Origin of the sequence: Thalassobaculum sp. (assembly GCF_040219615.1) — a bacterium.
In the GTDB taxonomy this organism is placed as follows: Bacteria; Pseudomonadota; Alphaproteobacteria; order Thalassobaculales; family Thalassobaculaceae; genus Thalassobaculum_A.
This window is the reverse complement of the sequence record NZ_JAVJSE010000002.1, coordinates 21894-35217: the sequence shown is the minus strand read 5'-3', so window position 1 is coordinate 35217 and position 13324 is coordinate 21894. Positions and strand designations below refer to the sequence as shown.

General features: G+C 73.1%; 13 protein-coding genes and 1 tRNA gene. 11 read left to right on the top strand and 3 right to left on the bottom strand.

Annotated features, from left to right (window positions below):
- The first annotated feature begins 2 nt into the window (after positions 1-2).
- Positions 3-2195: a cytochrome c3 family protein gene (locus RIC31_RS00520; RefSeq protein ID WP_350099940.1), complete on the top strand. Its 2193-nt coding sequence runs from the start codon at positions 3-5 to the stop codon at positions 2193-2195.
- 41 nt (positions 2196-2236) lie between these two features.
- On the opposite strand, the gene RIC31_RS00515 is transcribed toward RIC31_RS00520, so the two are convergent.
- Positions 2237-2311, bottom strand: a tRNA-Thr gene (locus tag RIC31_RS00515).
- A 453-nt stretch (positions 2312-2764) separates the two neighbouring features.
- Between RIC31_RS00515 and murA the strand changes: the two genes are divergently transcribed.
- From murA to RIC31_RS00465, 10 genes are all read left to right on the top strand, one after another.
- Positions 2765-4066 (top strand): UDP-N-acetylglucosamine 1-carboxyvinyltransferase, encoded by a 1302-nt coding sequence (gene murA, locus RIC31_RS00510; protein ID WP_350099938.1) that lies wholly within the window; start codon positions 2765-2767, stop codon positions 4064-4066.
- Between the two features lie 2 nt (positions 4067-4068).
- On the top strand, positions 4069-4536 hold the full coding sequence (locus RIC31_RS00505) for a DUF2948 family protein (protein WP_350099936.1): 468 nt from the start codon (positions 4069-4071) through the stop codon (positions 4534-4536).
- A gap of 79 nt (positions 4537-4615) precedes the next feature.
- Positions 4616-5278, top strand: a complete 663-nt coding sequence (gene hisG / locus RIC31_RS00500) for an ATP phosphoribosyltransferase (protein ID WP_350099934.1) — start codon at positions 4616-4618, stop codon at positions 5276-5278.
- The gene (gene hisD, locus RIC31_RS00495; protein WP_350099932.1) at positions 5268-6563 is read left to right on the top strand and encodes a histidinol dehydrogenase; all 1296 of its coding nucleotides are present in this window, start codon (positions 5268-5270) and stop codon (positions 6561-6563) included. The genes hisG and hisD overlap by 11 nt, the downstream gene beginning before the upstream one ends.
- 32 nt (positions 6564-6595) lie before the next feature.
- Positions 6596-7129 (top strand): UPF0262 family protein, encoded by a 534-nt coding sequence (locus RIC31_RS00490; protein ID WP_350099930.1) that lies wholly within the window; start codon positions 6596-6598, stop codon positions 7127-7129.
- A 5-nt stretch (positions 7130-7134) separates the two neighbouring features.
- Positions 7135-7590, top strand: a complete 456-nt coding sequence (locus RIC31_RS00485) for an arsenate-mycothiol transferase ArsC (RefSeq protein ID WP_350099928.1) — start codon at positions 7135-7137, stop codon at positions 7588-7590.
- Between the two features lie 96 nt (positions 7591-7686).
- Positions 7687-7905, top strand: coding sequence for a translation initiation factor IF-1 (gene infA / locus RIC31_RS00480; RefSeq protein ID WP_350099926.1), 219 nt, complete (start codon positions 7687-7689; stop codon positions 7903-7905).
- Between the two features lie 35 nt (positions 7906-7940).
- Positions 7941-8567, top strand: coding sequence for a Maf family protein (locus RIC31_RS00475; RefSeq protein ID WP_502989774.1), 627 nt, complete (start codon positions 7941-7943; stop codon positions 8565-8567).
- Positions 8554-9831, top strand: coding sequence for a ribonuclease E/G (locus tag RIC31_RS00470; protein ID WP_350099924.1), 1278 nt, complete (start codon positions 8554-8556; stop codon positions 9829-9831). The genes RIC31_RS00475 and RIC31_RS00470 overlap by 14 nt, the downstream gene beginning before the upstream one ends.
- The gene (locus RIC31_RS00465) at positions 9831-10052 is read left to right on the top strand and encodes a DNA gyrase inhibitor YacG (RefSeq protein WP_350099922.1); all 222 of its coding nucleotides are present in this window, start codon (positions 9831-9833) and stop codon (positions 10050-10052) included. Before RIC31_RS00470 ends, RIC31_RS00465 begins: the two co-directional genes overlap by 1 nt.
- Before the next feature lie 16 nt (positions 10053-10068).
- Here RIC31_RS00465 and RIC31_RS00460 read toward each other — a convergent pair whose 3' ends face one another.
- On the bottom strand, positions 10069-11979 hold the full coding sequence (locus RIC31_RS00460) for a methyltransferase domain-containing protein (RefSeq protein ID WP_350099920.1): 1911 nt from the start codon (positions 11977-11979) through the stop codon (positions 10069-10071).
- A gap of 8 nt (positions 11980-11987) precedes the next feature.
- On the bottom strand, positions 11988-13202 hold the full coding sequence (locus RIC31_RS00455; RefSeq protein WP_350099918.1) for a putative 2OG-Fe(II) oxygenase: 1215 nt from the start codon (positions 13200-13202) through the stop codon (positions 11988-11990).
- Positions 13203-13324 lie beyond the last annotated feature (122 nt).

Below are 13324 nucleotides of genomic sequence, written 5' to 3'. Positions count from 1 at the left end.
CGTTGCGGCGCGGCGACCGCTGGCACTGCACCCGGCCGGCCGGCGCCGGCGGACCCTGTGCCGACGGCCCGGCGCCGGACGGCGGCTGCGGCACCCGGCGTCCACCCTGCACCCCGGTCCGCAACCTGCTGGCGCTGCGCCGCCGGATCACCCGGATGGTCGTGGTGGCGGTGATCGGACTGGTGCTGATCGCGGTTCAGGGATCGACCCGCGAGACCCTGCTGTCGCCCGGGCCGCTGACCTTCCAGCACAGCGTGACCGGCGGGTGCGCCGGCTGCCACCAGGGCTTCGCCGACGGGCCGGCGGGTTGGGTGAAGGCCGCGTTCGGCCTGTCCGATCCCGGGCATGGCGACCGCGCCTGCCACAGCTGCCATGACCTCGGGCCGCATGCCGAGCGGCCGCACTCGCGACCGGCGGCAGCCCTTGCGGCGGTGACCCGAAACGCCGAGCGGCGACCGCACGACACGCCGCCACCGGTCGAACTCGCCCTGGCATCCTGGCTGTTCGGGCAGCCCGGTTCGGAATCGGCGGCCGTCGGATGCTCGACCTGCCATCGCGAGCACCAGGGCGTCGGCGCCGACCTGACGCGGATTCCGGCCGGCGCATGCCAGGCCTGCCATGCCGTCAAGTTCGACTCCTTCGGCGACGGCCATCCGCCGTTCGGGGCCACGCTGTTCGACCGGCGCCAGCGTATCGGTTTCGACCACGCCGCGCATCTGGACCGCCACTTCAGCGAGCCCGACAGCCGGGACAAGGCGCCGTCCAACTGTACCGACTGCCACGTCGCGGAGGCGGACGGACGCTTCATGGCCGTCCGGCGCTTCGAGCCCATGTGCGGCACCTGTCATGGCGACGAGGTGGCCGGCACCCGGCTGGTCGGGGCCAAGGGCGTCGCGTTCCTCGCCGTGCCCGGGCTCGATGTCCGGGAGTTCGAGGCGCGCGGCATCGACATCGGCGACTGGCCGCGCTGGTCGGAGGAACCCGTGACGCCGTTCATGCGGCGGATGCTGGACCGCGACGACGATGCGGCCGCGGCCCTGCGCCGGCTCGACGGCGTCGACCTGCTCGACCTTCGCACGGCCGATCCCGACCAGATGCGGGCGGCCGCGGACCTGGCGATGGCGGTCAAGCGGCTGGTCGGCGACCTGTTGGCCGGCGGCGTCGACGCTGCCGCGGCCCGGCTGTCAGGTGTCGCCCTGGAGATGCCGCCGGCCGATGGCGGGGCCGCGTCGCCCGGTGCGCTGCTCGGCCACATGCCCCGGGAAGTCCTGCTGGCCGCGACCCGCGACTGGTTCCCGCATCTGGCCGACGACCTCGCGAGTGGCCTGCCGGCTGTGCCGGAGGCCTTGCCCGGGCCGGCGGGGACGGCGGCGAAGGCCCCGCAGACGGCCCCGACGGACCGGTCGGACATCCTGGCGCCGCGACCGGGCGGGTCGGCCCCGATCGACCGGTCGGACATCCTGGCGCCGTCATTGGAAGGGCCGGCTGCGGCGGATCAGTCGGACATCCTCGCCCCCTTCGCCGAAGTCCCGGACCCGCTCGCCGCGCCGGTGGCGCCGCCGCCGTCGCAGGCGGCATTGGCCCCGCCGGCGCCGAGCATGGTCGAGCCGAAGGTGCCGGCCGAGGAATGGATGGCGGGCGGTGGCTGGTATCGCGATGAGTTCGCGCTGCTCTACCGGCCGACCGGGCATGCCGACCCGTTCCTGCGGGCCTGGCTGGACATCGCGGCGGCCGAGCCGTCGGACGAGAGCAATCGCCTGATGGCTGTCTTCGACAGCCCGCGGGCGCCCGGCGCGTGCCTTAAGTGTCACAGCGTCGACCGGCCGCGATCGGGCACCGCTGTCGTGAACTGGTTGCCGGCGCAAGACGACCCGGCCCGGCGCGACTTCGTCCGGTTCTCGCACGAACCGCATTTCAGCCTGGTCGCGGAGTCCGGCTGCCAGACCTGCCACGCGGTCGTCCGGCCGTTCGCCGGCGGGTCCACGAACGCGTTCCAGGACCAGTACCGGGCCGGCGACCCGCACCACGGGGTGATTGCGGGTTTCGCACCGCCGACCGTGGCGACCTGTGCCGAATGTCATGCCCCCGGCCGGACCGGCGACACCTGCACCCAGTGCCATGCCTATCACGTCGGGCGGTTCGCGACGCCGACCGTGCCGACTCGAATGGAAGTGACCGGAACGGCGACGCGCTGACCGGCAGGGCTGCGACCGGTCTTTCAGGTTTTCGGTGGGAATGGTGCTGCCGCAGAGATTTGAACTCTGGACCTCTCCCTTACCAAGGGAGTGCTCTACCCCTGAGCTACGGCAGCGCCGGATGCGGGACGGTGGCCGTCCGCGAGGCGCGCATACATGCCAGACCGGTCCGGTCGACGCAAGGCGGTTTTCGCCGCCGCTCGAACTCGTCATGATGCGGCCGCGCGAAGCAGAGGAGGCCGGGGTGGCGCAGGGGCGTGACAGCACTGGGAATCCGGGCGAGCCGCCGTCGTCCGCCGAATCGCCGGCCCCCCGATCCGAGTCGTGCGCGAAGCCCGAGGCCGAACCGTCGGCGGCCGAACGCCGTGCCCGCGCGCTCCGTGACAACCTGCACCGCCGCAAGGCCCAGGCCAGGGCCCGCAAAGCCGGACCGGACGGCGAGTCGCCGCCCGGAAGCTGACGGCTGTCCGCCACGGTATCGCCGGAAAGCGGGGGGAGGCTGGGCTTCCCGGTTGAGAGGCCGGGTACGCTCCGCTACAACCCATGAAACGCAGAGAGACAAGAGCCGCATGGACCAGATTCGCGTGCATGGCGGGCGTCCGCTCCACGGTCGCCTGCCGATCAGCGGGGCGAAGAACGCCGCACTTCCCCTGATGGCCGCAGGCCTGCTGAGCGCCGAGCCGGTACGGCTGGCCAATGTGCCGCGGTTGGCCGACATCGCTTCGATGGCCAACCTGCTGCGCCAGCACGGGGTCCGGATCGACCGCGCGGACGGGCCTGACGGCGGCGGCGATACCCTGACCCTGTCGGCCGAGGAGATCGTCAGCACCGTCGCGCCCTACGACCTGGTGCGCAAGATGCGCGCCTCGGTGCTGGTGCTGGGGCCGCTGCTGGCCCGCTTCGGCGAGGCGACGGTGTCGCTGCCCGGCGGCTGCGCGATCGGCAACCGGCCGGTCGACCTGCATCTCAAGGGCCTGGCCGACCTCGGCGCCGAGGTCGAGATCGAGAACGGCTACATCAAGGCGTCGACGCCGGGGGGCCGGCTGCAGGGCGGCCGCGTCGCATTCCCGTTCGTGTCGGTCGGCGCCACCGAGAACCTGATGATGGCGGCGGCCCTGGCGGCCGGCGAGACCGAGCTGGTGAACGCCGCGCGCGAGCCGGAGATCGTCGACCTGGCGCGGCTGCTGACCGCGATGGGCGCGACCATCGAGGGCGCGGGCACCGACACCGTGCGGATCCAGGGTCGCGAGACCCTGTCCGGGGCAGTGCACCGGGTGATTCCCGACCGTATCGAGACCGGCACCTACGCGATCGCGGTCGGCATCGCCGGCGGCGAGGTGGTGCTGGAAGGCGCCGACGGCGGGCTGATCGCCTCGGCCGTCGACACCCTGGCCGACGCCGGCCTGCGGATCGAGGAGGTCGAGGGCGGGCTGCTGGTGGCGCGCGGGCCGGACCCGGTGATCGGCGTCGACATGATGACCGAGCCCTATCCGGGTTTCCCGACCGACCTGCAGGCCCAGTACATGGCGCTGATGACGGTCTCGCGGGGCGCGTCGATGATCACCGAGACGATCTTCGAGAACCGCTTCATGCACGTGCCGGAGCTCGGCCGCATGGGCGCCAACATCAACGTCCACCACGCCTCGGCGATGGTGCGGGGGGTGCCGCAGCTGACCGGCGCCCCGGTGATGGCGACCGACCTGCGGGCCTCGGTCTCGCTGGTGCTGGCGGGGTTGGCCGCGACCGGCACCACCATGGTCAATCGGGTGTACCATCTGGACCGCGGCTACGACCGGCTGGTCGAGAAGCTGTCGGCCTGCGGTGCCGCCATCGAGCGCGTGCCGTCCGAGCGCGCCGCCGCCGAGGAGTGACCATGACCTTGTCGCCCGATCTCGCCGCGCGCGACCGGCCGTTCCGCGTGCGGGCGCAGGACCCCGACGACCTGGCGGTGGTCTCCGCCTACCTGCAGGACGCGGTGCTGCCGCTGGCCGAGATCGCCTACGAGCCGGCGGCCGAGCGCTTCGTGCTGGTGGCCGTCCGGTTCCGCTGGGAGAAGGCGCTGCGCGCCAGTGTCAAGGCCGAGGGGGGCGAGCCGGACGAGCGCGTGCATTGCGGCGTCCGGTTCGAGGAGGTGACGGCGGCGCGGGTGCGCGGTGCCGACCTGAAGACCGAGCGCGGCCGCATGCTCAACCTGCTGCAGATCGCCTGGAGCGACGGCCATGTCGACCTGATCTGCGCCGAGGACGTGACGATCCGACTTGACGTGCGGCGCCTCGCCTGTCACGTCGAGGACCTTGGCGAGCCCTGGCCGACGGTATTCCGCCCGACCCACGAGGACTGAGGGTCGGCGGCGCCGGTGTCCGGCCTTCGCCAGCGCCCGGCGACGGGCTCCGACGACCGGGCGACCGACGAGGCGATCCGTGAATTCGAACGAAAAGCTCGTGCTGGCCCTGCCCAAGGGCCGCATCCTGAAAGCCATCACCCCGCTGCTGGAGCGCGCCGGCATCGAGCCCGAGGACGCGTTCTTCGACGAGGACTCGCGGCAGCTGCAGTTCGCCACCCGCGACCCGCAGCTCGACATCATCCGGGTCCGCAGCTTCGACACCGCGACCTTCCTGGCGTTCGGCGCCGCGCATCTGGCGGTGTCCGGCTCCGACGTGCTGATGGAGTTCGACCACCCGGAGATCTACGCGCCGGTGAACCTGCATGTCGGGCACTGCCACCTGGCGGTCGCGGCACCGGCGGAAGTGGCGCGCGCCGAGGACCCGCAGCGCTGGTCGCATCTGCGGGTCGCCACCAAGTATCCGAACGTCACGCGCCGGTATTTCGCCGCCCGCGGCGTGCAGGCCGAGTGCATCAAGCTGAACGGTGCGCTCGAGCTGGCGCCGAACCTGGGGCTGTGCCGGCGGATCGTCGACCTGGTGCAGACCGGCTCGACCCTGCGCGCCAACGGCCTGGTCGAGATCGACAGGATCGCCGACGTCAGCGCCCGGCTGGCGGTCAACCGTACCGCCCTGAAGACCCGGCCGGAGCCGGTGAACGACCTGATCGGGCGCTTCCGGGAGGCCGCGCGTGCCGCTTAGGCTGGACGTCCGCGACGCCGATTTCGCGGCGCGCTTCGAGGAACTGGTCCACTCCAAGCGCGAGTCCGAGGCCGATGTCGGGGATGCCGCCAAGGCGATCCTGGACGACGTGGCGGCCCGCGGCGACGCCGCCCTGCTGGACTACACCCGCCGCTTCGACCGCTTCGACCCAGCCGCTACAGGCCTCGCCGTCACCGATGCCGAGATCGACGCGGCGGTCGCCCGGGTGCCGGCCGAGACCCGCGCCGCGCTCGAGACCGCCGCGGCCCGCATCGAGGCGTTCCACGCCCGCCAGATGCCCGAGGGCTTCGAGATCGTCGACGGCGAGGGGGTGCGCCTCGGCCTGCGCTGGACCGCGATCGACGCGGTCGGCCTGTACGTTCCCGGCGGGACCGCGGCCTATCCGTCGTCGGTGCTGATGAACGCGATCCCGGCCCGGGTCGCCGGGGTGCGGCGCCGCGTGATGGTGGTGCCGACGCCGGACGGCGTGCTGAACGACCTGGTGCTGACCGCCGCGCGGGTCGCCGGGCTGACCGAGCTGTGGCGGGTCGGCGGCGCCCAGGCGGTCGGCGCGCTGGCCTACGGCACCGAGAGCATCCGGCCGGTCGACAAGATCGTCGGTCCCGGCAACGCCTATGTCGCGGCCGCCAAGCGCCAGGTGTTCGGCCGGGTCGGCATCGATTCGATCGCCGGCCCGTCGGAGATCCTGGTGGTCGCCGACGCCGACAACGATCCGTCCTGGATCGCCATCGACCTGCTCAGCCAGGCCGAGCACGACGCGGTCGCCCAGGCGATCCTGGTGACCGACGACGCCGGCTTCGCCGACCGGGTGATCGCCGCCGTCGACGACCATCTCGTCACCCTGCCGCGCGCCGGCATCGCCGCCGAGAGCTGGCGGACCCAGGGCGCGGTGATCGTGGTGCGCTCGCTGGACGAGGCGCCGGCCCTGGTCGACCGGCTGGCGCCCGAGCATCTGGAACTGGCGGTCGCCGATCCCGATGCGATGGCGGACCGGATCCGGCATGCCGGGGCGATCTTCCTAGGCCGGTTCGCGCCGGAGGCCGTCGGCGACTACGTGGCCGGCCCGAACCACGTCCTGCCGACCGCCCGGACCGCGCGGTTCTCGTCCGGCCTCGGGGTGATCGACTTCATGAAGCGGACCACGCTGGTGGCGTGCGACGCCGTGAGCCTTGCGGCGATCGGCCCGGCCGCGATTACACTGGCGGAGGCGGAAGGGCTCGACGCGCATGCGCGGTCGATCGCCGTCCGCCTGAACAGACGCTGAGCGATCGGGCCAGTGGGTACTAGGGAGGGCGCATGCCGGATCGTGATCCGGATCAGGCGCCGGGTGCGGCGGCGAAGCAGGGTTCCGGCCTGAGCGCCGAGGACTCCCGGATCGTCCACATCACCCTCGACGAGCGCACGGTGATCCGCCGCAGCCCCGAGGTCGAGCAGGAGCGGGCGATCGCCGTCTACGACCTGCTGGAGGAGAACCGTTTCTGCCCGGTGGAGGCGGGGAGCGGCCCGTACCATCTGCACCTGCGGATCGAGGAGAACCGGCTGGTCCTCGACGTGCGCGACACCGGCGAGGCGCCGCAGGCCCTGGTGGCCCTGCCGCTGACGCCGTTCCGGCGGGTGGTCCGCGACTATTTCCAGATCTGCGAGAGCTACTACGACGCCATCAAGCGGCTGTCGCCGTCGCAGATCGAAGCCATCGACATGGGCCGGCGCGGCCTGCACAACGAGGGCTCGACCCTGCTGCAGGAACGCCTGGGCGACCGGGTTTCGATGGACTTCCAGACCGCGCGGCGGCTGTTCACGCTGCTCTGCGTCCTGCACATCCGGGGCTGAGCGACGTGACCGTCGACCCGCTCGCCCCGATCGCCCAGCCGAGCGCGGTGCTGTTCGCCTGCAACATGAACGCCGTCCGGTCGCCGATGGCCGAGGCGCTGCTCAAGCGCCGACTCGGCAGGACCGTCTATGTCGACTCGTGCGGCGCCCGGCGCGGCGAGCTCGATCCGTTCGTCATCGAGGTGATGGGCGAACTCGGCATCGAGTTGGGCCAGCACCGGCCGAAGAGCTTCGACGACCTGGAGGACGGGTTCTTCGACCTGATCGTGTCGCTGTCGCCCGAGGCGCAGCATCGTGCGATCGAGCTGACCCGCACGATGGCCTGCGACATCGAGTACTGGCCGACCCTCGACGTGACCATGATCGAAGGCAACCGCGAGACCCGCCTGGACGCCTACCGGGCGGTGCGCGACGAGCTCGATCGAAGGATCCGCGCCCGGTTCCCCGAAGTATCGGAATAGTCGGCCGCATGTCACGGTGGCCTGCCCCCAAATTGCTTGACGAGCGACGGCTGCCCCAGCACTTAATCGGCCTCCGAAACCAGGGCGGGAGGGACCATGCCGAAAGACGACGTCATCGAGTTTCCGGGCACGGTGTCCGAACTTCTGCCGAACGCGATGTTCCGCGTGAAACTCGACAACGATCACGAAGTGTTGGCACACACCAGCGGCAAGATGCGAAAGAACCGCATCCGTGTCCTTGCTGGTGACCGGGTGAACGTCGAGATGACTCCCTACGATCTAACCAAAGGCCGCATCACATTCCGCTTCAAATAACGCCCGGACCCCGGTCCGATACCGAGACCGGCCCGATCCTGCGACCGGCAGACGGGGCCGAACTGGTCCTGGCCTCGGCATCGCCGCGGCGCGCCGATCTCGTGCGCCAGATCCGACTGATTCCCGACCACACCGATCCCGCGGACATCGACGAGACGCCGCACCGGCACGAGCGCCCGCGCGCCTATGCGCTGCGGATGGCCGAGGAGAAGGCGCGCTCGGTGGCGCCGCGCCGGCCCGGCTGCTGGGTTCTGGCGGCCGACACGGTGGTCGCCTGCGGCCAGCGCATCCTCCCGAAGGCCGAGACCGCCGCCGACGCGCGCCACTGTCTGGCGCTGCTGTCCGGCCGCCGCCACCGGGTGATCGGCGGCGTCGCGCTGCTGGCGCCGGACGGCACGCTGCGGACGCGCACGGTCGAGACACGGGTCGCCGTCAAGCGGCTCGACGACGAGGAGGTCGCGGCCTACCTGGCCTGCGGCGAATGGCACGGCAAGGCCGGCGGCTACGCCATCCAGGGTCTCGCCGCCGCCTATGTGAGCTTCGTCAACGGCTCCTATTCGAACGTCGTCGGCCTGCCGCTGGCCGAGACCTACGCCCTGCTGGCCGGCGTCGGCTTCCGGCATCGGGATCTCCGGCCCGGCCCGGTCGATGGCGACGGTTGACCGCATCGTCGTCGCCCCGACGCCGTGGGCGACGCGGGTGGCGTTCCTGGCGTCCGGCGAGGTGCTGGAGCTGTGGGTCGAAGGCAGCGACCGGCCGTCCCTGGTCGGGGCCGTGGCGCTCGCGCGGGTCGTCGCGGTGCACCCGGACCTCGGGGCGGCGACGGTCGCGATCCCAGGCGGCGAGGCCTACCTGTCGGACCGCGCGGTGATCGAGGGCGAGCGCCTGGTGGTGCAGATCGTGCGCGACGGGGTCGCCGCCAAGCGCCCGGTGGCACGCGCCGGCGTCGAGTTGTCCGATGGGGCCGTGGTGCTGACCCCCCGGACCCCGGGGGTCGGGCTGTCCTCCTCGTTTCGCGGCAAGGCCCGCCGGGCCGGTCTGAAGGCGGCACTGGCGGCGGTGGTGCCGGACGACGTCGGGGTGCTGGTGCGTGCCGGCGCCGCCGACCGCGCCGACGACGCCCTGGTCGCGGACACCGGCCGGCTGCTGCAGCGCTGGCGGTCGATCCGGGAACGGGCCGAGGCCGGCGAGCCGCCGGTCTGGCTGGAGCCGCCGGTCTCGGCCGTCGAGGCGGCGCGCGCGGCGGTCCCGGGGGTCGAGCCGGAGGTCGACGAGTCCGGCCGGCTGTTCGAGGAATGCGGCGCCACCGAGGCCCTGGAAGCCGCCCTGGCGCGCCGGGTGGCGCTGCCGGACGGCGGCGAGCTGGTCGTCGAGTCGGTCGAGGCCGGCACGCTGATCGACGTTAACCTGCCGGCCGGCGGCGCCCGCGACGGGTTCCGCCGGGCCAATGAGACGGCGGCGCTGGCGGCCATGCGCCAGCTTCGGCTGCGCGGCCTGCGCGGGATCGTCCTGCTGGACCTGCCGCGCATGACCGACCGCGCGGTACGGCTGCGGATCACCAACCTGGTCGAGGAGATGGCGGCGGCCGACAGCGCCCGGGTCCAGGTGCTCGGCTGGACGCCGGGCGGCATGCTCGAACTGGCACGCGAGGGCGTGCGGCGACCGCTGGCCGACGATCTGCTGGAGCCGCCGACCGAGCCGCGGCCGTCGGTCCGGGCCGCCGCCTGGGCGGCGCTCGCCGGTCTGCGGCGCGAGGCCGCCCGGATCCCACGGCCGCGGCTGGTGCTGGCGCCGGCGCTGGCCGGTTGGCTCGACGGACCGGGTCGCCCTATCCTGGAGGCCGAGCGACGCCGGCTCGGGCATCTGTCGGTCGCGACGGATCCGGCGCTGGCACGCGACGGGTTCCGTGTGGAGAGTGAAGACTGATGGCTGAAGTGCATTCCATCGCCAAGGCCCGGCGCAGCCGCTGCCCGATCTGCCAGAAGCCGAGCGTCGCCGATTACCGGCCGTTCTGCTCGGCCCGCTGCAAGACCGTCGACCTCGGGCGCTGGCTGGGCGGGACCTATCGGGTGCCGACCGAGGAGGAGCCGGAGGAGGGCGACCTCGAGGCGGTGCTCCGGCAGCGCCAGGCGGACGAGGAAAGCTGACCTTCCCAGGCCTTGCCTAGGCGGCTGGCCGGCACCAGAACTGGTACATGCCGAGGAAGATCTCGGGGTGCTCGGCCTCGACGGCGTCCCAGGCCGCCAGGTCGAGGCCGAGATGATCGTCCCGGTTGTGACGGCGGTACAGCGCCAGGATCCCGGGATCGGGAAGCTCGAACCCCATGAATGTGAGCCTCAGCTCCGCGAGGGCCTCGGCGATCCACAGCGGGTCGACGGCGGTTTCCCGGGCGTGCAGCAGGGCGTCGCGCACCCCGCTGGCGGCATAGAAATCGGCGGTGCGCAGCAGCGCGCGCGCCGCGTGCTCCGGCGGCAGCATGCGGACCGCGCGGCGGGCCGCGCGGATCCGCTCCAGCATCGGGCCCTCGGCCGGTATGGCGGCCCGCACGTCGTCGAAGCCGGCCCGGGCCCGCCGGCTGTACAGCGCGATCCGCATCAGGCCGCCGGGGGCGAGCAGGCCGCGCAGCGCGCTCCAGCCTTTCAACGGATAGGCCAGGTGGTGCAGGACGCCCGAGCTCTCGATCAGGTCGAAGCGCTCGGCATGATTGCCGAGCGCCAGGATGTCGGCCTGGCCGAAGCTGACATTCGGCACCCCGAGGTCGCGGGCCATGCGCTTGCCGTAGGCCAGCGACCGGCGCGACAGGTCGACCGCCAGCACGCTGCAGTCGCGGAACCGCCGGGCGGTCTGGACGGCATGGCGGCCGGTGCCGCAGCCGGCGATCAGGATGCGCAGCGGCGCCTCGGACAGGCCCCGGACCGGGTAGCCCGGCAGAACCCGCTGGATATGCTCCGGCAGGCTGCGCGGCGGGCGACGGTCGATCGACAGCCAGCGCGGGTAGGGGTTCTCCTCGTACTGGGCCCGGACCGACGCCGAGGTGTCGTCGGCGATCGGCGTGAGGGTGGCGAGGTCGTCCTGCAGCCGCGCCTCGGCGTGGGTGTCCAGGAACGAGCGGCGCAGCAGCAGCGCCCACAGCGACGGGTCGCCGTAGCGCAGCATCGAGGCCTCGCGCCGCAGGGCGTCGGCGTCCGGGTCGCTTTCCATCGGCCGGTACAAGGCACGGACCAGGGCGCGGTCGGAGTCCGGGTCGGGCTCGTCGGCGCGCAGGTCGAGGACGCGCAGGTCGGCGGTCTCGGCCCGGCTCTCCGGCCACACCCATTCGGCGGCGCGGGCCTGCAGGGCCAGGGCGACCAGCCAGTCGCGGTCGGCCGCAAGCGGCCTCTTGGCGGACAGGTCGTCGAGCAGCGCCCGGCGGGTGAAGACCATCGCCGCCTCGAGCTCCGGGTCGACGGCGATCGCCGAGCTCAGGGCCAGCAGGGCCAGCTCGTCCGGGAAGAAGCTGGTCAGCGGCTTGAAGCCGGCGTCGACCGGCCCGTCGGGGTAGCCCCAGGCCGCCGCCTCCAGGGCCCGGCGGATCGCCGGGTGGGCCCGCCAGATCCGGATCGCCGGGCCGGCCAGCGCCTGGCGGTCGAGATCGTCGCGTTCGAACAGCGCCACCAGGACCGAGCGGGCGCCGGCATGCGGCTTCTCGAACGGGCAGCGGCGGAGCGCGGCGACCAGGGCGTCGCGCTGCTCGATATCGTCGGCCGCCAGCCGCCAGGCGTCGATCCGGTGCTCCAGTCCGTCCAGCGGCCGGCCCAGCGCCTCCAGCGAGGCCGCCAGGTTGACGTGGGCCGCCACATAGTCGGGCTTCAGCCGGACCGCCCGGCGGAAGCACGGCACCGCGTCCTTGATGTGCCCGGCGGCCTTCAGCGCCACGCCGAGGTTGTTGTGGACGTCGGGCAGCCGCGGCCGGCGCCTGATCACGTCGCGGTAGACCTCGGCGGCCTCGAGGTAGCGCCCGGCGCGGAACAGCGACCCGGCGCGCTGCAGCGCATCCAGGGCCGAGCCGATGTCGATCGTCTTGCGCTCGCTCATCCCGCCTTCTACCGGGGATGCAGGTCGAAGGCGATGCTGATGCGCTCGCCGCCGCCGGCGAACGGCACGGTGCGGTGCCAGACATAGGACGGGAACAGCGCCAGCACGCCGGCCTCCGGCCTGAGCGTGCGCACCGTGGCGCGCCCGGTGTCGGGGATGCCGTAGCCGGGCCGGTTGAACTCGATCCAGCCGGCGCGCTCGGGGTCGTCGTCCTGCACCGCCGGCGGCATCTCGACGTAGTACACGCCGCTCAGCCAGCCGAGGTTGTGGATGTGGCCGCTCTGATGGCCGCCGTCGCCCAGGATGTTGCCCCAGGCGTCGAGCGCGTAGCCCGACGGGATCGCCCGCAGATGCGGATGGTCCGGGTCGCCGGCCGGGTCCGGCAGGTCCTTGACGTAGCGGTCCAGCACCACCGCCAGGGCGGCCGAGAACGCCCGGATCGCCGGGTCGTCGTGCTTCAGCACGTCGGTCACAAGCGCGCCGCCGCGGATCGCCCGCTTGGTCGGGTCCCAGTCGTCACGCCGGCCTGGATGGCCGCGCACCGCCGCCGCCAGCGCCCGGTTGAAGGCGGCGAGGTCGGGGTAGCCGGCCGGCAGCGGCAGCTCGTAGGTGCGGGTCAGGCTGCCCCAGCCGACCAGCCGGTCGGCCTCGGCCGTGCGACCCATGTCGTACAGGCAGGTGGCGGCCAGCGCGTTGGCGCGGATATGGCTCGGCTGGCGCGCCAGCACGCCCTCGCAGGCCGCCAGCGCGGCGCTCGAGTCGGCGAGCTTGAGGGCGGCGGTCGCCAGGTTCATGGCCGGCTTGTCCTCGGCCGGGGCCAGCGCCAGGGCGCGCCGGTAGGGGGCGAGCGATCCGGCCGGGTCCTCGGCCCGGGCCTGGCGCAGGTTGCCGTAGTCGTACCAGGCCGACCAGGACGCCGGCTCCAGGGTCAGCAGCCGGCGGTAGGCGCGCTCGGCGACGGCCACCGGGGCGTCCTCGCCGGCCAGCTGGGCGTCCAGGGTACGGGCCGGCAGGTAGTCGGGGGCGGCGGCCAGGGCGGCATCGACGTGGCTTCGGGCGCGGCCGGGATCGCCGGCCCGGCGGGCGGCCCGCGCCGACAGGGCATGGGCGACCGGATTGTGCGGCTGCACCGCCAGGATCTGCCCGCACAGCGCTGCCGCCTCGGCGTCGCGGCCGGCGTTGAGCTGCTGGATGGCGAGTCGGAGTGCATCGGCGATCTGCATGGGCCCGGAACATTAGGCGGGCCTCCGGGGACGATCAACGCCGCACGCGGCGGCGCCCCGGCCGGCGGGCGATTTTCCCGGCGCCGATCCGGTTTTCGACGCTGGACAGCCCCGGCGCCGGC

Excerpts from the sequence above, each read along its gene's own strand:
- murA (WP_350099938.1), top strand. The coding sequence starts at position 2,765 with ATGGACCAGATTCGCGTGCATGGCGGGCGTCCGCTCCACGGTCGCCTG.
- RIC31_RS00505 (WP_350099936.1), top strand. The coding sequence starts at position 4,069 with ATGACCTTGTCGCCCGATCTCGCCGCGCGCGACCGGCCGTTCCGCGTG.
- RIC31_RS00490 (WP_350099930.1), top strand. The coding sequence starts at position 6,596 with ATGCCGGATCGTGATCCGGATCAGGCGCCGGGTGCGGCGGCGAAGCAG.
- infA (WP_350099926.1), top strand. The coding sequence starts at position 7,687 with ATGCCGAAAGACGACGTCATCGAGTTTCCGGGCACGGTGTCCGAACTT.
- RIC31_RS00470 (WP_350099924.1), top strand. The coding sequence starts at position 8,554 with ATGGCGACGGTTGACCGCATCGTCGTCGCCCCGACGCCGTGGGCGACG.
- RIC31_RS00465 (WP_350099922.1), top strand. The coding sequence starts at position 9,831 with ATGGCTGAAGTGCATTCCATCGCCAAGGCCCGGCGCAGCCGCTGCCCG.
- RIC31_RS00460 (WP_350099920.1), bottom strand. The coding sequence starts at position 11,979 with ATGAGCGAGCGCAAGACGATCGACATCGGCTCGGCCCTGGATGCGCTG.
- RIC31_RS00455 (WP_350099918.1), bottom strand. The coding sequence starts at position 13,202 with ATGCAGATCGCCGATGCACTCCGACTCGCCATCCAGCAGCTCAACGCC.